Source organism: Streptomyces griseochromogenes, from assembly GCF_001542625.1.
Lineage (GTDB): Bacteria > Actinomycetota > Actinomycetes > Streptomycetales > Streptomycetaceae > Streptomyces > Streptomyces griseochromogenes.
Window position 1 is genome coordinate 6,141,405 of record NZ_CP016279.1, and the last position, 17,996, is coordinate 6,159,400.

The 17,996-nt window shown below is 70.5% G+C and carries 17 protein-coding genes and 1 pseudogene; 13 read left to right on the top strand and 5 right to left on the bottom strand.

Features of this window, described 5'->3' with window-relative positions; translation table 11 throughout:
• Positions 1-26 precede the first annotated feature (26 nt).
• The 11 genes and pseudogenes from AVL59_RS26320 (at position 27) to AVL59_RS26375 (ending at position 11,075) form a co-directional block, all read left to right on the top strand.
• Positions 27-1,223 carry an ABC transporter substrate-binding protein gene (locus AVL59_RS26320; protein ID WP_067317786.1) on the top strand — a complete coding sequence of 399 codons (1,197 nt, stop codon included), beginning with the start codon at positions 27-29 and terminating at the stop codon, positions 1,221-1,223.
• Positions 1,224-1,226: 3 nt separating this feature from the next.
• Positions 1,227-2,120 (top strand): ABC transporter permease, encoded by an 894-nt coding sequence (locus tag AVL59_RS26325; protein ID WP_067308942.1) that lies wholly within the window; start codon positions 1,227-1,229, stop codon positions 2,118-2,120.
• Positions 2,121-2,132: 12 nt separating this feature from the next.
• Complete coding sequence (locus AVL59_RS26330; protein ID WP_067308945.1) at positions 2,133-2,948, top strand: ABC transporter permease; 816 nt, start codon at positions 2,133-2,135, stop codon at positions 2,946-2,948.
• 499 nt (positions 2,949-3,447) lie between these two features.
• Positions 3,448-4,297 (top strand): annotated as a pseudogene (locus tag AVL59_RS26340) (DMT family transporter).
• A 337-nt stretch (positions 4,298-4,634) separates the two neighbouring features.
• Positions 4,635-5,816, top strand: coding sequence for an ATP-binding protein (locus AVL59_RS26345; RefSeq protein ID WP_067308950.1), 1,182 nt, complete (start codon positions 4,635-4,637; stop codon positions 5,814-5,816).
• Positions 5,813-6,658 carry a roadblock/LC7 domain-containing protein gene (locus AVL59_RS26350; RefSeq protein WP_237281676.1) on the top strand — a complete coding sequence of 282 codons (846 nt, stop codon included), beginning with the start codon at positions 5,813-5,815 and terminating at the stop codon, positions 6,656-6,658. Before AVL59_RS26345 ends, AVL59_RS26350 begins: the two co-directional genes overlap by 4 nt.
• The gene (locus AVL59_RS26355; protein ID WP_067308952.1) at positions 6,655-7,038 is read left to right on the top strand and encodes a DUF742 domain-containing protein; all 384 of its coding nucleotides are present in this window, start codon (positions 6,655-6,657) and stop codon (positions 7,036-7,038) included. The genes AVL59_RS26350 and AVL59_RS26355 overlap by 4 nt, the downstream gene beginning before the upstream one ends.
• Positions 7,039-7,041: 3 nt before the next feature.
• Positions 7,042-7,602, top strand: a complete 561-nt coding sequence (locus tag AVL59_RS26360; RefSeq protein ID WP_067308955.1) for a GTP-binding protein — start codon at positions 7,042-7,044, stop codon at positions 7,600-7,602.
• A gap of 13 nt (positions 7,603-7,615) precedes the next feature.
• Positions 7,616-8,980 (top strand): cytochrome P450 family protein, encoded by a 1,365-nt coding sequence (locus AVL59_RS26365; protein ID WP_067308958.1) that lies wholly within the window; start codon positions 7,616-7,618, stop codon positions 8,978-8,980.
• A 95-nt stretch (positions 8,981-9,075) separates the two neighbouring features.
• Positions 9,076-10,323, top strand: a complete 1,248-nt coding sequence (locus AVL59_RS26370) for a cytochrome P450 (RefSeq protein ID WP_067308960.1) — start codon at positions 9,076-9,078, stop codon at positions 10,321-10,323.
• A complete protein-coding gene (locus tag AVL59_RS26375) occupies positions 10,320-11,075 on the top strand; it encodes an enoyl-CoA hydratase/isomerase family protein (protein WP_067308962.1) in 756 nt (251 codons plus the stop codon). Before AVL59_RS26370 ends, AVL59_RS26375 begins: the two co-directional genes overlap by 4 nt.
• 70 nt (positions 11,076-11,145) lie before the next feature.
• On the opposite strand, the gene AVL59_RS26380 is transcribed toward AVL59_RS26375, so the two are convergent.
• The 4 genes from AVL59_RS26380 to snpA form a co-directional block, all read right to left on the bottom strand.
• Complete coding sequence (locus tag AVL59_RS26380; protein ID WP_067308965.1) at positions 11,146-11,601, bottom strand: PaaI family thioesterase; 456 nt, start codon at positions 11,599-11,601, stop codon at positions 11,146-11,148.
• Between the two features lie 121 nt (positions 11,602-11,722).
• The gene (locus tag AVL59_RS26385; RefSeq protein ID WP_067308967.1) at positions 11,723-11,929 is read right to left on the bottom strand and encodes a hypothetical protein; all 207 of its coding nucleotides are present in this window, start codon (positions 11,927-11,929) and stop codon (positions 11,723-11,725) included.
• Positions 11,930-11,982: 53 nt separating this feature from the next.
• Positions 11,983-12,606: a TetR/AcrR family transcriptional regulator gene (locus AVL59_RS26390; RefSeq protein WP_237281677.1), complete on the bottom strand. Its 624-nt coding sequence runs from the start codon at positions 12,604-12,606 to the stop codon at positions 11,983-11,985.
• Positions 12,607-12,799: 193 nt separating this feature from the next.
• Positions 12,800-13,483, bottom strand: a complete 684-nt coding sequence (snpA, locus tag AVL59_RS26395) for a snapalysin (RefSeq protein WP_067308973.1) — start codon at positions 13,481-13,483, stop codon at positions 12,800-12,802.
• 186 nt (positions 13,484-13,669) lie between these two features.
• On the opposite strand from snpA, the gene AVL59_RS26400 reads away from it, so the two are divergent.
• The gene (locus tag AVL59_RS26400) at positions 13,670-14,638 is read left to right on the top strand and encodes a LysR family transcriptional regulator (protein WP_067308975.1); all 969 of its coding nucleotides are present in this window, start codon (positions 13,670-13,672) and stop codon (positions 14,636-14,638) included.
• Between the two features lie 175 nt (positions 14,639-14,813).
• Positions 14,814-16,040, top strand: a complete 1,227-nt coding sequence (locus AVL59_RS26405) for a polysaccharide deacetylase family protein (RefSeq protein ID WP_067317791.1) — start codon at positions 14,814-14,816, stop codon at positions 16,038-16,040.
• Between the two features lie 246 nt (positions 16,041-16,286).
• Here the strand turns inward: AVL59_RS26405 and AVL59_RS26410 are convergent, their stop codons facing one another.
• Entirely contained in the window at positions 16,287-17,852 is a 1,566-nt protein-coding gene (locus AVL59_RS26410) for a hypothetical protein (RefSeq protein ID WP_067308978.1), read from the bottom strand.
• Positions 17,853-17,996 lie beyond the last annotated feature (144 nt).

The window sequence follows — 17,996 nt, forward strand, 5'->3', positions numbered from 1 at the left end:
AGACTCCCTCACCCATGGAGAACCTCGTGCGTCTCACCCGAACCCTCCAGGCCGCAGCCTGTGCCGCCGCGCTGCTGCTCACCGCCGCCTGCGGCTCCTCCGGCTCCGGCGGCGGCTCCTCCGCCGGCCTCAACCCGCCCGACCTCAAGGCCCCGACGAAGCTCGGCAGGACCGAGGGCCAGGTCAACCTGATCGCCTGGGCCGGTTACGTCGAGAACGGCTCCAACGACCCCAAGGCCGACTGGGTCAGCGGCTTCGAGAAGCAGACCGGCTGCCAGGTCCACTCCAAGGTCGCCGCCAGTTCGGACGAGATGGTCAAGTTGATGAAGACCGGGGAGTACGACGCCGTCTCCGCCTCCGGGGACGCCTCCCTGCGCCTGATCGCCTCAGGTGACGCGGCTCCCGTCAACACCGAGCTCGTGCCCAACTACAAGGATGTCTTCGCCGGGTTGAAGAACGGCGCCTGGAACTCGGTGAAGGGGCAGATGTACGGCATCCCGCACGGCCGGGGCGCCAATCTGCTGATGTACGACACCGAGAAGGTGAGCCCGGCGCCCACCTCCTGGTCGGCCGTCTTCGACGACGCCTCGAAGCACAAGGGCCACGTCACCGCGTACGACTCGCCGATCTACATCGCGGACGCCGCCCTGTATCTCAAGGCGACCAAACCCGAGTTGAAGATCAAGAACCCCTACGCGCTCGACCAGAAGCAGTTCGACGCGGCCGTGGCGCTGCTGAAGAAGCAGAACGCGGACATCGGCGAGTACTGGAGCGACTACCTCAAGGAGGTCTCCGCCTTCAAGAGCGGGGACTCGGTCGTCGGCACCACCTGGCAGGTGATCGCCAACCTCGCCGCCGGTGAGGGCGCCAAGGTCAAGGCGTTCGTGCCGAAGGAGGGTTCGACGGGCTGGTCCGACACCTGGATGGTCTCCGCCAAGGCCGAGCACCCCAACTGCGCCTACAAGTGGCTCGACTGGATCGTCTCGCCCAAGGTCAACGCCCAGGTCGCCGAGTACTTCGGGGAGGCCCCGGCCAACTCCAGGGCCTGCGCCGAGACCAGTGACAAGAACTTCTGCACGACCTACCACGCGGCCGACGAGGGCTACTGGAAGCACATCGCCTTCTGGAACACGCCCATCGAGCAGTGCCTGGACGGCCGCAAGGACGTCACGTGCGTGCCCTACGCGAAGTGGGTGCAGGCCTGGACCGAGATCAAGGGCTGAGCCGTGACGAGTGAAGTGACGCCCGCCGCCGGACGGGGAACCGTCCGGCGGCTCGCCGGGGCGCTGCACACCCGGCCCCGGCTCCGCCTGGCCCTCCTGCTCACCGCCCCGCTGCTGTGGCTGACCGTCCTCTACCTCGGCTCACTGACGGTCCTGTTCATCTCGGCGTTCTGGACGACGAACTCCTTCACCTCCCAGGTGGTGAAGGTCTGGTCGACGGACAACTTCCACGCCCTGTTCACGACCCCGGTCTTCCGCCAGGTGATCCTGCGCAGCGTAGGTGTGGCACTCGCGGTGACCGCGCTGTGCGCCGTGCTCGCCTTCCCGGTCGCCTTCTACACCGCGCGGGTGGCCCGCCCGAAGTGGCGTCCCGTGCTCGTGGTGGCGATCCTCACCCCGCTGTGGGCGAGCTATCTGGTGAAGGTGTATGCCTGGCGGCTCATCCTCTCCGAGGGCGGCCTCGCCGACTGGATGCTCAACCCCTTGGGCCTCAGCGGCCCCGGTTTCGGTCTGACCGCCACCGTGCTCACCCTGACGTACCTGTGGCTGCCGTACATGATCCTGCCGGTCCACACGGCCCTCGAACAGCTCCCGGCCACCCTGCTCGACGCCTCCGCCGACCTCGGCGCGAAGGCCGGCCGCACCTTCCGCTCGGTGGTGCTGCCCATGGTGCTGCCGTCTCTCGCCGCGGGCTCCGTGTTCACCTTCTCGCTCAGCCTCGGCGACTACATCACCGTGCAGATCGTCGGCGGCAAGACCCAGCTCATCGGCAACGTCGTCTACTCCAACATCGAACTCAACCTGCCCATGGCCGCGGCGCTCGGCACGGTCCCCGTGGTGGTGATCGTCCTGTACCTGCTGGCGATCCGCCGTACCGGTGCCCTGAGCAGCCTGTAGGAGGAGAGCGCCATGCACCTCAGCCGCACCGCGCGCATCGCTCTGCGCGCAGGCGCCGCACTCGGCTTCGCGGTGATCTACGTCCCGCTCCTGCTCGTCCTCCTCAACTCCTTCAACCCCGACCGCAGCGCGAGCTGGCCGCCACCGGGGCTCACCCTGCGCTGGTGGTCCGCGGCCATGGACAACTCCGGCGCCAGGGATGCCCTGTGGGTGTCGGTGAAGGCGGGCCTGGGCGCCACCACGATCGCGCTCGTGCTCGGCACGCTGATCGCGTTCGCGGTGGCCCGGCACCGGTTCTTCGGCCGCGGCACGGTGTCGTTCGTCGTGGTCCTGCCGATCGCGCTGCCCGGCATCGTCACGGGCATCGCGCTCAACTCGGCCTTCGGTACGGTCCTCGCACCGCTCGGCGTGGGCCTCGGCCTCTTCACCGTCATCGTCGGCCACGCCACCTTCTGCATCGTCGTGGTCTTCAACAACGTCGTGGCCCGGCTGCGCCGTACGGCCGCCTCGTACGAGGAGGCGGCGATGGACCTCGGCGCGACCACCTTCCGTGCCTTCGCGGACGTCACCTTTCCGTTGGTCCGCTCCGCGCTGCTGGCCGGGGCCCTGCTCGCCTTCGCGCTGTCCTTCGACGAGATCGTCGTCACGACCTTCACCGCGGGACCCGGCATCGAGACCCTCCCCATCTGGATCTTCGACAACATGACCCGGCCCCAGCAGGCCCCGGTGGTGAACGTCGTGGCCGCCGTCCTCGTCCTGCTGTCGGTCGTCCCGATCTACGTCGCCCAGCGGCTGTCGGCGGACACGGCGACGTCGAGCCGGGTGTGAGCCGACCCGTCGGGGACGGTGCGGAGGTGTCGCAGGAGCCGGGTGACGAGGAGTCATGCTCGCCGAGCGGCGATACGGGCCGAGCGGTGCGGGGCCTGACGTTCCACTGCCTGCGGGACGCCCGGCGTGGCCTGACGGCCCCGCACACCCCAGGCGCCGATCCGGTGCGCCGGGACGCGGTGCCATGCCGACGGGACCGACGGCCCGGTCTCGCCCGCGCCGCGGTCGCCACCGCACCCGGGCGTCAGGTGGCCGCGCAGGCACCTGTGCTGACGGCCTGTGATCCGATGACCACCCTCACGGTGGATGCCGCGGTTCATCGCCTCGGCCTTGTCGTGCCGCATCCGGGCGCCGCCGGGCCGACCGCGGTGCGCGCCGCCCCGGACGGTCTTCTCGGCCGGTCGGCCCGGCCCGTCCACCGGCGTCGCGGCCAGGGCTTTCGTAGGCTGAGGGTGCCCGACGCCCGTACGAGAGGTGTGCCCGCAGTCAGGAGAGGGTCGTGATCGGACTGGCCGCGTTGTTCGCCGTCGCGGGAGCGGCGAGCAACGCCGTGGGGACCGCGTTCCAGCGCAAGGCGGCGTCCACGAGCCGACGGACCGGGGTACGGCTCCTCGGGGAGCTGATGCGGCGGCCCGCCTGGGTGATCGGTGCCGCGGTGTTCCAGAGCCTGGCGCTGGTCAACGGGCCGCTCGCGCTGGTCCAGCCGCTGTTCATCCTGGAGCTTCCGTTCGCCCTGCTCGTCGCCGGTCCGCTGATGCACCGTCGGCTGCCCCGCTCGGGCTGGTGGGGTGTCGGTGCCGTCGTGGGGTGTCGGTGCCGTCGTGGCGGGTCTGGCCGTCCTGCTCGCCTCGGCCGCCCCGCACGGAGCCACCGACCAGGCGCCGCTCGACCGGTGGCTCCCGGCGCTCGGGCTGTGCCTCGGCGGGATGGCCGCGACCGTGCTGCCGGCCTGCCGGGGGCGGGCGGGGGTGCGCCGAGCGGCGCTGCTGGCGGTGGCCTCCGCGACGGGCAACGCCCTGACCGCCGCACTGCTGAAGTCGGCCTCCGGGACCTTCGCCGACCACGGCTTCGTGGCGTTCCTGCGGGCCTGGCAGACCTACGGCTTCGCGCTGACCGGCGTCGCCGCCGTGCTGCTGCTGGAGAACGCCCTGCAGGCCGGCCCGCTGGCGGCCGCGCAGCCCGCCCTGACCATCGGCGACGCGGTGATCAGTCTGGCCCTGGGCATCGCCCTGTTCCACGAGCACGTCCGCACGGGCTGGTGGCTGGTACCCGAGGCGTGCGGTGCCGTGCTGATCGTGACGGGTGTGCTGGTGCTGAGCCGGGCGGTTCAGCACATCACCGACACGTAAGTCCGACAAAGAGCAATCAGTCCGGCTTGTTGCCGAATAAATACCCCCGCGCTCACCGCTCGACGGCACGACCCCGGACCGTCTCACATTCAATGGCTTGCGCGGCGAACAGGCGATGGTTACCAGCCTGTCAATGAACGCTCCGCGTTGTGATGGTTCCCCTATGTGAGTGATAGAGTCCCGGCGTCTGCGACCTTGGTCCACTCGGCTCAGCCGCCGCATTGAGAGGCGCGGTTCTCAGCACGACGGCGGCCGAGTCGTTCCAAGTGGTTGTGCCACGGATTTCCCCCGAGGTCCGTCTGTCGACGACTGCAGGCTACACATAGGAAAGGTTTCCATGACTCGAGACGCACTCGTTTGGTGCCTGGTTGCGGCGACGGCCATCGCCGTTGCCTCGGCCCTGGTGCTCCGTCGCCGCAACCAGGCCATAGTGGCGAAGAAGCAGCAGGCCGAGGCCGCTCTCACGCTCAGGGTGAGCGAGACCGACGGCCAACTGGCCGCATTAAGGGCCGAGTTGCACCTGCACCAGACCGAGCACGCCAAGACCATCCAAGAAGCCGAGGAGGCGGCGGAAGAAAGCACCAAGGCCGTTCTCAAGGGTTCCGCACGCTTTCTGCAGAGCCTCGCCGCGGAACAGTTGGCACTGCTTGAAGAAATCCAGCGCAAGTATGGCGGCCATGCCGTTCTGGGTGATTTGCTGGAAGTAAGTCACGCCAATGCGCAGATGGCTCGCAAAGCACAGGGTATCGCCGTTATGTGTGGTGCACCGCTGGGCCGCCGCAATAGGCCGGCGAGCGTTTATGACGTGGTGCGCAGCGCACAGGGTCAGATTCGTAACTTCCGGCGTGTCGAAATCATGCAGCAAACCGGTTTCGCTTTGAAGGCGTCCGCTGTTTCCCCGGTCGCTCTGGCGGTTGCGGAACTTCTCGACAATGCCGCGAGTTTCTCTCAGCAGGGTTCGCCCATCGAGATTACTTTCCAGCGGGTGCAGAAGAACCTGTGCATCGTGATCGACGACGCCGGCGTCGGTATGAGCGACGAGGACCGGCAGAAGGCGTCCGCCCTGCTCTCCGGTGACTACCGCCCCCGGCTTTCCCACCTCGGAAACCAGCCCAAGTTCGGTTTCCCCGTCATCGGCCTGCTCGCGCAACAGTACGGATTCCGGGTGGACGTGACCGGCGTTTCCCGTTACGGCGGCGTACGCGCGGTCGTCCTGCTGCCGGAGGAGCTGTGGACCGAGGAGGAGGCGGCGCCCGCCGAGGCCCCCCGGGTCAGCGACATCCGGGGCACCGTCGGCCGGTCGGAGCCGGTGGCTCGTACGGCGCACGGCCTGCCGAGGCGCGGGGCGCGCCAGGTGCCCATCGCCAGCGTCCGCGACCAGGACACCGCGCCGTCGCCCGCCACGGCGTCGGAGGAGACCGGCCGCGCCGCGGGCCGCAGCCTCGGAGCCTTCCAGCGCGGCACGCTCTCGGGCCGCGACCTCGCCTCGGCGCCGTCCGAAGGGTCCGATGAGGCATGACCACAGACCTGTCGTGGATGCTCGAGGACATCGTGCAGAACGTGCCGAAGGCACGCCATGCCGTCCTTCTCTCCGCGGACGGCCTTCCCCGCGGCGCGACCGACAGCATGGCGCAGCAGGACGTGCGGACCATCTCCGCCGCCATGGCCGGCATGCAGTCGCTCAGCCGGGCGACCTCCCACTTCGCCGGGCCGGGTGAGGACAGGCAGTGGAACCAGACGATCATCGAGTTCTCGCACGGCTGGATCTTCCTCATCGGGGCCGGCCAGGGCGCGTATCTGGCCGCGGCCGCGGCGCCCGACGTCGACATGCAGCAGATCTCCTTCCGCATGCACCGCCTCGTCGCGCGGCTCGGCAACAACCTCACCTCCCCGCCCAGGGTGAACACACAGGGCGGGGACGGGCAGTCGGACCGGTCCCGGGCGCAGGGCGGGACGGCGGGCGGCACGGGCATCCCGATCACCGATCTCGACGAGGTGGTCCGCCAGGTCCAAGGCGCCCGGCACGCCGTCCTGTTGGGCTCCGACGGTCTGCCGCGCGGCGCCACCTCGGGCATGAGCCAGGACCTGGCGGACACCATCTCGGCGGCCATGACCGGCATTCACGCCTACAGCCGGGCCACCTCACAGTTCGCCGGCGTGGGCCAGGACGCCCAGTGGCGGCAGACGGTGATCGAGTTCCAGCACGGCTGGATCTTCCTGATCTCCGCGGGCCGTGGCGCTTTCCTGGCCGCGGCCGCCGAACACGACGCGGATATCGAGGAGTTCACCACCCGACTGCATCAGGTGGTGCCCCGGCTGGGCGCATATTCGGCACCACACGGGGAGGCGAGCCGCACGTGAATCACGAGCCGGAACAGGAACTGGAGCTGACCTCCGCATTAGTCCCGCTCTTCGTGATCACGAACGGACGTTCGCTGCCCCCGGACAATGCCTACGAGCGCACGACCCTGGTGTCCGCGCTGGAGGGTGCCTCTGCTTCGGCTCGCACGCTTTCCCCGGAGGCGCGTCAGGTTCTGGAGCTGGTCGCGGAGGGCTTTCTGTCCGTCGCCGAGGTCTCCGCCCACACCCATCTGCCGCTGGGGATCGTCCGGATTCTCCTGGCGCAGATGGAGGAAGGCGGTCTCATCATCGCGAGGAAGCCCGTTCCCCGCGCCGAACGTGTTGATCGAGAAGTGCTCAACGCCGTACTCGACGGCCTCAAAGCCCGATTCGGAGCGTGATTCGTGTACCTGGATTCAGGCGTCCTGACCGCGGTGAAGATCCTCGTGGTGGGGCACTTCGGGGTCGGGAAGACCACGTGTATCGGCAGCATCTCCGAGATCGAGCCCCTGCGGACCGAAGAGGAGATCACCGAAGCCAGCGTGGGATTTGACGACCTGTCGGGGACTCCGGACAAGACCACCACGACGGTCGCGATGGACTTCGGCCGCCTGACCATCAGCGAGGAGGTGGTGCTCTACCTCTTCGGCACGCCCGGTCAGGAGCGCTTCAAGGAGATGTGGGAGGAGCTGTCCCGGGGGGCACTGGGCGCGCTGGTCCTCGTCGACCCCGAGCGGCTGAGCGAGTCCTTCCCGATTCTGGACCTGGTCGAGCGGTTCGGCCTGACGTACGCCATCGGCGTCAACCACTTCGAAGGCACGACCGACTACCCGCTCGCGGAGATCCGCGAGGCGCTCAACCTGTCCGACCGCACGCCCGTCATCTCCTGCGACGTACGGGACCAGCAGTCGTCGGCGCAGGCTCTCATCACCCTCGTCCACCACCTACTGTCCCTTCTCGACTAGGAGCCACCCCCACATGCAGCAGCGTTCCGGCATACAAGGACCGCCGCCCGGCTGCCCTGCGCACGGCAACCTCCCCCTCTACGGCCCCCAGTTCGGCTCCGATCCCGACGGCCACTACGAACACCTGCGCGGCCTCGGCCCGAGCGCGCCGGTCGACATCGCCCCCGGGGTGGAGGTCGAGCTGGTCACCAACTACGACGCCGCCCTGCACATCCTGCAGAACCCCGCTTCGTTCGTCAGGGACTCGCGGCGCTGGAAGGCGCTGAACGAGGGACGCATCCCCGAGGACAGCCCGGCCCTGCCCATGATGGGCTACCGGCCCAACGCGCTGTTCAGCGACGGAGCGGCGCACGCCCGGCTGCGCCAGGCCGTGACCGACAGTCTGGCCACCGTCAACGAGCTTCAGCTGGTGCGGCAGACCCAGCAGTCCGCCGACTATCTGATCAGCCGGTTCAGTTCCGACCGTCTCGGCCAGGCCGAGCTGATGGCCGAGTACGCGCAGCCGCTGCCGCTGTTGGTCTTCAGCGACCTGTTCGGCTGCCCGCCCGAGATCGGTGACCGTGTCATCGTCGGGATCAGCGGCATCTTCGACGGGACGGCCGGCGCCGACCTGGTGCTGGCCGAGGCGCTCGCCGAACTGATCGCGCTCAAGCGGCGCCGACCCGGAAGCGACCTGACGACCCGTCTGATGGAGCACTCGGCGGGGCTGACCGACGAGGAGACGCTGCACCAGCTCGTGACGCTCCTGTCCGGGGGCACCGCGCCGCTGGCGGCGACGATCGGCACCGGCAGCGCGCTGATCCTCGGCGACGACTGGCAGGCCGGCCTGCCGGTCGAGGACGCGGTCACCCAGGTGCTGTGGAACTACGCGCCGATCGCCAACTACGCGGCCCACTACCCCACCCACGACGTGGAGTTGGGCGGCCGGATACTGCGGGCGAACGAGCCGGTGGTCATCTCCTTCGCGGGCGCGAACACCGACCCCCGGCTGGCCGAGCACCGCGAGCAGCTCAGCGCCAAGGCCCATCTGGCCTTCGGGGCCGGGCCGCACGCCTGTCCCGCCAAGGACCCGGCGTTCATCATCGCCGTCACGGCTGTCGAGACCCTCCTGAACCGGCTGCCGGACATCGAAGTCCGGGTGCCGTTCAAGGACTTGTCCTGGGTGCCGGCTCCGTGGAGCCGCTCCCTGGTGGCCCTGCCGGTGCGGTTCACGTCGCGGACCGTGACGTCGACGCCCGCTCCGGCACCCCAGCCGCAGGCCGCCGCAGCCGCCCCGCACCGTGTCCCGAGCCCCGCGCCGCAGCCGGCGGCGACGGCCTCGTCCAAGCCCAAACCGGGCCTCTTCAGCCGGTTCCTGGCATGGACCCGAGGAGAGTGACGTAGGCAACTCTCCACGCGAATAGTCGTGTCGTATGCATCAGCCGCCCCAGGGGTATGCATGGCGGCTGATGCTCAGATCACGAGGAGTCATTCGTGGAGATTGCGATAACTCCGCCTTCCGACCGGCGAGTTACCGTTTCACTCTTCTCCCGTCTGCGGACGGCGAAGGGCCAGGCCAACCCCTTTCCGATCTACGCGGAGCTGCGGTCGAGAGGCGGAGTCTCCGCAGCCCCGTGGGGCGGGCACCTGGTCACCAGCTTCGAGCTGTGTGACCGGGTCCTGCGCGGCCGCGACTGGCTGGAGCCCGATGCACGCTGGCGCGAGCAGCAGGTGAGCGGCTCGCGCTGGACGGCTCCTTCCTCGCGCGAGATGAGCAGGACGCTGCCCGCGCTCAACGCTCCGGAGCACACTCAAGTGCGCCGGTCGGCGGGCACGTTCGACCGCGGCTCCCTGGAAGGGATGCGCGGGACGGTCGGCCGGATCACCGGCAGGCTGCTCGACTCCCTGGCCGAGCGACTGCACGAGGGCGAGGCGGACTTCAACGCCCTGGTCGGCGAGGAGCTGCCGGTTGCCGTCATCGGGCACTGGCTCGGGCTGCCGACCGCCGACTTCGCCCGGCTGCGGGAGCTGACCCACGACCAGGTGTTCACCCAGGAACTCCTCCCGTCGGCGAGCCAGTTGGCGAGATCGGACACCGCGACAGCGGAGCTGCGGACCTATTTCATGGACCTGGTGCGCGAGCGGCGCGCCCGTCCCGGCGAGGATCCCGTCTCGCGGTGGATCGCCGCCTGGGACGGCATGGAAAGCGATCGCGACAGGGCCGACGAGGCCGTCTATTTCCTGGTGTTGTTCGTGCTTCTCGCGGCGCTGGAGACCACGGCCACGCTGCTGTCGACGATGACCCTGCTGCTGCTGGAACACCCCCGGCAGTGGGACTGGCTCACCGTCCACCCCGATCTCGTGCCGGCCGCCGTGGAAGAAACGTTGCGCTATGACCCGCCCACGCATGTGATCAGCCGTGTCTCCGCCCAGGACTGCGTGCTGGGCGGGGTCGGGATCGCCAAGGACGAGATGGTCCACCTCCTGGTGGGGGCGGCCCATCGCGATCCGGCCCGGCACAAGGATCCCGAGTTGTTCAACCTGCACCGCAAGCCCGCGCATCTCGCCTTCAGCGGGGGCGTCCACTACTGCCTCGGCGCACCTCTGGCGCGCATGGAGGCCCAGACCCTGCTCTATCAGCTGGTGAGACGTTTCCCCCGTCTCACTCTCGTACGCCGGCCGTCATGGGCACCGCGTGTGGCCTTCCGACGCCTGCTGAATCTGGATGTCGCCCTCTCATGATCGACACTTCCCCCCGCCTCCGGTTCAAGGCGCTCTCCGCCGAACAGGACGGACCGGTCCTCAGGGTCCGGTTCAACCCCTCCGAGCAGGACGGCACGCTGACCGCCGCCGCCCTCGACGACCTCGCCGACCTGCTCCACACTCTGCACGAGCGCCCCGACATCCGGGTCCTGCTCCTGTCGGCCGTAGGTGACGACTTCTGTCTCGGCGCGGACCGGGGCGAGTACGGCGCGGCGCTGGCCGCGGATCCGACCGGGGCCGCCCTGCGCCGTATGGCGGACAAGGCCTACCGCGTGTGCGACGCACTGGAGAACACGCACGCGGTCACCATCGCCAGGCTCCACGGCAAGGTCATCGGCGCGGGCCTCGCGCTCGCCTCGTTCTGCGACCTGCGCGCGGGGGCCGATTCCTGCCGGTTCCGCATGCCCGAGGTGGGGGTCGGTCTGCCTCCCGCGTGGGGCGGCGGAATGGGCCGGCTGATCGTCGAGGGCGGGGCCGCGAGGATCCGTGAACTCATGCTCACCTGCGAGACCTTCGACGCGGCCACCGCCCACCGCCTCGGCATCCTGCACAAGGTCGCGCCCCTCGGCGAGCTGGACGCCGTGATCGACGCATGGGTCAGACCACTCGTCCGGCGCTCGCCCGAAGCCCTCACGCTCACCAAGCGCATGTTCGCGGGCTACTCGCGGGCCGCCCGCAGCTCCGACGTCGCCCTGCTCGACGCGTATCTGCTGACCGCGCAGCTCAAGTGACGGCCGGACGGGACCAGGACCGGCCCTGACGGGCGGACCGGCGGCTTCGGGCCACCGCCGGTCCGTGTCCTCAGGCGCCCGGGCCGAGCACGAGGCACGTCGTGGTGGCGTGGGCGATGAGCTTGCCCTGCTCGTCGAGCACCTTGCCCTCGGCGGTCGCGGTACGGCGTCCGGCGTGGATGACGGTGCCTTCGGCGGTGAGCGTCTGCCCGTCGGTACGGGCCGCGCGGATGTAGTTGACCTTGAGTTCCAGCGTGGTGTAGCCGACTCCGGCGGGGAGGGTGCTGTGGACCGCGCAGCCCATGGCGGAGTCGAGCAGGGTGGCGGCGATGCCGCCGTGGACGGTGCCGAGGGGGTTGGCGAAGTCGGGGCGGGTGTCCAGGGAGACGACGATCCGGCCGTGGTCGACCTCGTCGAAGCGCATGCCGATCAGCCGGCCTATGGAGGGGACGTCCGTGGGGCGTTCCTGCTGGATCCAGCGCATGAGCTCCAGTCCGGAGAGCGCGGCGAGGTCGGTGGTGGCCATGTGCGTTCCTTGCTGTCGTGCCGGTGGGAGAGCCCGGGCCGTGGGGCACGGGCCGGAAGGGTCGTTCGGGGGCTGCGGCGCGAGCGGACCGGACGGAGCCGGTCGCCGGGGCGCGGTCGGGTCAGCCGAGAGGGTCGGCCGTGCCCCGCAGGGCCGGGACGCGGGCCTCGGTCCGGGCTTTGACGGTGCCCGGGGTCACGTCTGCCGGGGCTGCCCGGGCGACGGCGAGTCCCACGGCCGCGCCCCGTACGGAGTCCTCGTCGACGGTGCGTTCCGCGACGGCGACGGCGAAAGCGTGAGGGCCGCCGTCACGACCGGCGGTGGTCATGGCCTCGCGGGCGGCCCGCGGAGCCGGCCGGCTCCGACGCGAAGGGCGGCGCCTCATGACCGGGAGCCCTTCCCGGGCTCGGCCGGCGGCTCGGAGCGGTCGGGCAGGGCGTGGAGCAGCAGGTCACGGATCTCGGCCGCGGCCGCATCCAGGGGCGCGAGGCTTCGTTCGGCCCTGCACATCACCACCGCGCCCTCGACGGCGCCGATGACGAACGTCGCGAGCCGTCGGCCCCGCGTCCGAGGCAGGCCGCCCGCCACGAACAGGGCGGCGAGGGTCTCCTGCCAGCGGGCGAAAACCACGGCGGCGGAGTCCGCCCACCGGGGCCCCTCGTCGTCCGCCGCCACCGCCGCGGCCACGATCGGGCACCCCGCCCTGAAATCGCTGCCGGCCAGCCGGTCCCGCCACAGGGCGAAGAAGGAGTCGATCGCCGCCACCGGATCGCCGGCGCTCGCCGCGGCCGCGATCCGGGCCGCCATGACGTCCCCGGCGAAGACCACGGCCTCGTCGATCAACTGGGCGCGCCCGTCGGGGAAGTGGTGGTACACCGAGCCGCGCGGCGCACCACTGTGGGCGAGCACCCGGTCGATGCTCGTCGCACCGGCTCCCTGCTCCCCCAGCAGCACCGCGGCACTGCTGATCATCCGCTCCCGGCTGTCGCTCCTGCGCGGGCTCATCCCGTCACCACCCGGCACCTTCCCGTATGGCTCGTACGCCGCCCGCCCGAGCCGGGAAGGTGGCATACCGGTGACTACCGGTGAGTAATCTATGCTGTATGGCATAGAACATGCAAGGGCGGGCCGTGCGCCGGTGGGCACGGCCCGCCCCTGCCGAAGACGGGTGGATCTCAGAGGGCCGGCATCCCTTCGGTCAGTGCACCTTGGTCAGCTTGTGCAGGGCCTTGGCGAGGCCGTTGGCCCACAGCTGGTCGACGCGGGCGCGTTCGGCCGCGTTCGGGTAGCGGTTGGTGCAGGACGGGCCGGGGCCGCCGCCCGACATCAGCTCGCTGCACGGACCGCTGTAGTGGTCCGGCAGCCCCAGCACATGCCCGGTCTCGTGCGCGGCGACGCGGATCGAGTCGTACTCCTGGTTCTGCGCGTAGTCGAGGAAGATGTAGCCCTTGCCGTGACCGTCCGTGGAGGCGTAGGACCCCTCGGGGTCGCTGCCCTCGTAGTAGGAGAAGTCGGCGCCGCCCGAGGCCGCCCGCAGCTTGACGTTCGACACGGAGCTGTTCCATATCGACGCGGCGCTCGCTATCTGCGAGCGGAAGCTCGGCGCCTGGGAGGCGTCGTAGGAGACGGTCACCGACCTCAGGCCCGGGTGTGCCGCCTGCTTCTTGGCGACCGAGGTGAGCACGGCCTCGAAGAAGGCCTTGTTGTTCGCCGTCTCCTCGGCCGAGCCCGCGTAGCGGGCGTGCGGCGCGGCGGCGGGAGTGGCGGGCTGGGCGCTCGCCGGGACCGCGGTGCCCAGCGCCGCGAGGGCCAGGCCCAGGCCGAGCACCGGCAGTCTCCTGGAGGCCTTCGCGGACAGGGAGGACGTACGGGTCGACGTCATGTGGGGGGCTCCTACTCGTTCGTGTGGGGTGGTGAACGATGAGTTGCCCATGAGTCTCGGTCAGCGCACCGGCCGGACGGATGATGCCAATCGGGGATAGCACACGGCTATCACCGGCAACTCTCCTGAATCTGTTGGCGTTTGAACATCTGGCGTCTCATCCGACACCGCCCTTACGCTCCCCGCATGGAGCTCGAGGTGAGGCACTTGCGCGTTCTCTGCGCCATCGCCGACGCCGGCAGTCTGCACAAGGCCGCGCGCGAACTCGGCATGGCCCAGCCCTCGTTGAGCACCCAGCTGCGCCGGATCGAGCAGACGCTCGGCGGTCCGCTCTTCACCCGCGGCCGTACCGGCAGCCGCCCCACCCCGCTGGGCCACATCGTGGTGAGCCGGGCGCGGCCGCTCGTCGCGGAACTCGCCGCGATCGTCGCCGAGGCGAGGGCGGCCGCCGCCCGGGCCGCGGGCGGCCCGCGACTGCGCATCGGCGCCACGGCCAGCCGGGCGCTGCCGGGCTGGCTGCGCCGACTGCGCACCCGGGTCCCGCCCGCCGAACCCACCCTTCAGATGGACGCCTCCGCGAACTCGCTGCTCCGCATGGTCGCCGAGGGCCGGCTCGACCTGGCCTTCGTGCACGAGGTCGAGGGCAGCCCGCTGCGCATCCCGGCCGGGCTGTGCCTACGGATCCTGGTGGAACGCGAACCGCAGTTCGTCACCCTGGCCGCCGATCACCCTGCGGCCAAGCGGCACGAGGTGCGCCTGGCCGACCTCGCCCACGACCGCTGGATGATCGACTCCACGGTCGACGGCGAATGGGACGCGCTGTGCCGCGTGCTGCGCGAGTCCGGCATCGAACCCGACCTGCTGCACGGCGACTATCTCACCGCCTACTCCCTGGCAGCCATCGGCGAGGTGGTCACGGTCAGCCAGCCGACCGCGCGCCCGCGTCCCGACCTCGCCATCCGGCCCCTGCAGGGCGATCCGATAGGGGTGCGACTGCTGCTCGCGGCCCGTACACCGGCCGAACTCGACAACGGTGCCGCCGAGTTGGAGGAGGCCTACTGGGAGGTGGCCCGTCAGGCGCCGGCCTACCAGGAGTGGCTGGAGCGCACGGCGGCCGGGCGACCGGCACCGGCGCTTCGTGTGGTGCGCGCCTGAGGGAGCGGCCCACCCGGGCGGCGGAGCGGTCCACCCGGGTGGCGGAGCGACTCTTCTGCACGCCACGCCGCACCAAATAACCCATTCATATGCTTATCGGCTCTATCGTGCCTGGTGTCGTGAACACCACAGGGGGCGCACAACGCGTCCGGCGACGGAGCGGGTTGGGATGCCGATGAGTGGAATCACCCGCAGGGACGCGGCACGCCTCGGCCTCGGCGCCTCCCTCGGCGTCGCGGCGGCCTCGCTGACCGGGTGCGGAGCCCTTGCCGGACTGGCCGGACCTCCGGGGGAAGGAGACCTGCCGCGGATCATCGGGGACGGTTCGACCGCGTACACCGGCGCGCAGCCGCATCAGCCGCCCTCCCCCGCGCCCCTCGACCCGGGGGAGGAGCCGCCGCAGTTCGTGGTCTTCTCCTGGGACGGCGCGGGCGAGGTGGGCAAGGGCCTCTTCCCGCGGTTCCTGGAGGTCGCACGCGCGTACGACGCGCGCATGACGTTCTTCCTCTCCGGTCTCTACCTGCTGCCCGAGGACAAGAAGCATCTGTACCGGCCTCCGGCCAACCCGGTCGGCGCCTCCGACATCGACTACCTCACCGACGCCCACATCCGGGCGACCCTGACGTACGTCCGCCAGGCGTGGCTCGACGGACACGAGATCGGCACCCACTTCAACGGGCACTTCTGCGCGGGCCCGGGTTCCGTGGCCCACTGGACCGCGGGGCAGTGGCGTTCGGAGATCGACCAGGCCCGCTCGTTCGTCAAGTCCTGGCGCACCCACACCGGTTGGCACGACGACCCGTCCCTCCCCTTCGACTACGACCGGGAACTGGTGGGCGGCAGGACCCCGTGCCTGCTCGGGCAGCGGAACCTGCTGCCGGTCGCCCACGAACTGGGCTGGCGCTACGACGCCTCGTCACCGGGCGGAGTGCAGCGCTGGCCGCGCAGAAGGGGTGGCGTCTGGGACCTGCCGCTGCAGAGCATCCCCTTCCCGGGGCACCGGTTCGAGGTGCTGTCCATGGACTACAACATGCTGGCCAACCAGTCGGGGAACTCGACGCGGGCCCCCTCGTACCACCACGCGGACTGGCGCCTGCAGGCGACGGAGTCGTACCTGGCCGGGTTCCGGCGGGCCTACGAGACGAACCGGGCCCCGTTCTTCATCGGCAACCACTTCGAGGAATGGAACGGCGGCATCTACATGGACGCGGCGGAGGACACCCTCAGGCGGATCTCCTACTGGAAGGACGTGCGCCTCGTCTCCTTCCGGCAGCTCGTCGACTGGCTCGACGCCCAGGACCCCGAGATCCTCAGGAAGCTGCGCAGCCTGGAGGTGGGCGAGCAGCCGAAGGGTGGCTGGTCCGCCTTCCTGCGCCCCGCGAAGGCACGGTCGAACGCCTGATCCGGACCCGGCTGCGCCCAGCAGGAGGAGTGGGACGCGGCGACCGTGAAGAACACGGCCTGCTTCCCGGTGACCGGCGCCCGGCTGAAAGGCCGCGCCCCTCGCTGCCGCCGCGGCCGGTGCCGTGGTCCTCGGCGCGGGCGCGGTCGTGGTGGTGCGACGGCGCGACGGCCGGCGGCGGCGGTGACGGCAACGGTCACCGGCGGGGGCGGGCCCCGGCCCGTCCCCGCCGTTCCCGTCGCACCGTCAGGTGCCGGACCCCAGCGTCCGCGTCGTGTACGCGCACTCCGTGTAGATGTACCCGGACCGGAGCCTGGCCGTGTCCGAGGCGGGCGTCGCGGTGCTGCCGCCGTGCGGCTTGTGCACGAAGTACGTGGTGCCGACCGGCAGGCTGAGCGTGCGCTGCGGGTAGTGCCTGCCGCTGTCACTGCAGGGCTTGAAGCCGGTCATCAGCGTGCCGGCGAGGGAGTACGACGTGCAGCTGCCGCATCCCTCCAGCGTGAAGCTGCCGGTGACCGGGCCGGTGTAGAGGACGGTCACGTCATCGGGGCTGTCGTTCTTGACCGTGACGGAGATGCTGCCGCCGGAGGCGGTGGTGGGCAGCTTCTTCCCGGCGGCCGGCAGGGTCTGGGCCACCTCGGCGCCGATGGCGATCTTCTTGGCGCGGTCCCGGTTGCCGCCGTGCTTGTTGTCGGAGACGTACTGCTCCATGGTCTTCTGGGCCGCGTCGAAGTCGCCGTCCTTGTACTGGTCGACGCCGCAGGCGTATTCCCCGGCGTCGCCGCTGCCGCCGGCCCGGTCGGCGGACTTCGCGAGGCCCTCGGGCGCGTGGTCCGCGGCGGCCGCGAGGTTGCCGATCCGAGTGTTCAGAGTCCTCAACCGCTCGACGGCAGTGCAGGGTTGACCGCCGTTCACGTCCTTCTCCGCCTGCTTCACCGCCGCGTCGACGGCCGGGGCGACCTCGGCCGCGGGCGCGGACCGCGGGAAGGTGTTCAGCAGGTCGCCGAAGTGCGGGACCCAGTCGTCCCGCCCCGCCGTCAGACCCGTCCGTCCGCACTCGTACAACGAGGTGGCCAGCCGGTCGTCGGGCCACTGGACGAGCGATCCGAGTTCGTTCTCCGGCATGGTGCGGGGCACCGTGCGCAGGTATTTCAGCGGCTCGATCGCCTCGCAGTACCGCTGGTGACCGTATGCCGCGCCGACCGTCGTGTAGTAGGTCCGCATACGGTCGGGGACCTGGCCGGCCGCGCGGGAGACGGAGTGCTTGACCGCGAGGTCGCGGTAGACGTCCAGGGCCGCCGTGTAGTCGGACCGCGCCGTGCCGAAATTCCGCCGCCCCGCAGCCGTCACCAGGTGGTCGGCGCGGTCGAGGCGGTCGAGGAGCGCCTGCTGTACTGCTTCGTCGTGCGCGTCGTCGTACCAGGCGGCGCCGCCCGCCGGCACGGCGAGCAGCAGTACGCCGAGCAGGAGGGCGAGGGGTGCCCGGCCGGGCCAGGTCAGCCGGGTGCGCCGTCCGACGATCGCGCCGTGCGCGGCCGCCAGGAGGAGCAGGACGGTGTAGACGGCGAGCGCGGCACCGGGGACGCCGTCGGCGTCCGCGGGCAGGGCGACGAGCAGCAGGACGACGGTGACCGTCCAGCAGGCGGCCATCGGTATCCATCTGCGGACGAGTGCGTAGCCGAGACCGAGACCGCTCAGGTTGAGCACCGCGACCGCGGCCGCTCTCCAGCCGTCCGGCGGCGCGGGTGGCGGCGACGGAGGCATGGGCGGTACGGCGAATCCCTGGTTCGGACCGTACGGAACTCCGGACATGGTGGGCTCCCCCCGTCAACTGCCCCCGTATGACTGCGGATCGGCAGTTTAGGGCCGCATCCGCGCACCCGACAGGGGGTGGGCCTGCCGCGGGGCGGGCCGGGCGAGGCGAGAAGGCCGCAGGTATGGCGCGGTTACCTCACA

Coding starts and splice junctions, on each gene's coding strand:
- snpA (WP_067308973.1), bottom strand. CDS start 13,483: ATGACGTCGACCCGTACGTCCTCCCTGTCCGCGAAGGCCTCCAGGAGA.
- AVL59_RS26385 (WP_067308967.1), bottom strand. CDS start 11,929: ATGACCACCGCCGGTCGTGACGGCGGCCCTCACGCTTTCGCCGTCGCC.
- AVL59_RS26400 (WP_067308975.1), top strand. CDS start 13,670: ATGGAGCTCGAGGTGAGGCACTTGCGCGTTCTCTGCGCCATCGCCGAC.
- AVL59_RS26410 (WP_067308978.1), bottom strand. CDS start 17,852: ATGTCCGGAGTTCCGTACGGTCCGAACCAGGGATTCGCCGTACCGCCC.
- AVL59_RS26350 (WP_237281676.1), top strand. CDS start 5,813: ATGACCACAGACCTGTCGTGGATGCTCGAGGACATCGTGCAGAACGTG.
- AVL59_RS26365 (WP_067308958.1), top strand. CDS start 7,616: ATGCAGCAGCGTTCCGGCATACAAGGACCGCCGCCCGGCTGCCCTGCG.
- AVL59_RS26345 (WP_067308950.1), top strand. CDS start 4,635: ATGACTCGAGACGCACTCGTTTGGTGCCTGGTTGCGGCGACGGCCATC.
- AVL59_RS26405 (WP_067317791.1), top strand. CDS start 14,814: ATGAGTGGAATCACCCGCAGGGACGCGGCACGCCTCGGCCTCGGCGCC.
- AVL59_RS26330 (WP_067308945.1), top strand. CDS start 2,133: ATGCACCTCAGCCGCACCGCGCGCATCGCTCTGCGCGCAGGCGCCGCA.
- AVL59_RS26390 (WP_237281677.1), bottom strand. CDS start 12,606: ATGAGCCCGCGCAGGAGCGACAGCCGGGAGCGGATGATCAGCAGTGCC.
- AVL59_RS26375 (WP_067308962.1), top strand. CDS start 10,320: ATGATCGACACTTCCCCCCGCCTCCGGTTCAAGGCGCTCTCCGCCGAA.
- AVL59_RS26380 (WP_067308965.1), bottom strand. CDS start 11,601: ATGGCCACCACCGACCTCGCCGCGCTCTCCGGACTGGAGCTCATGCGC.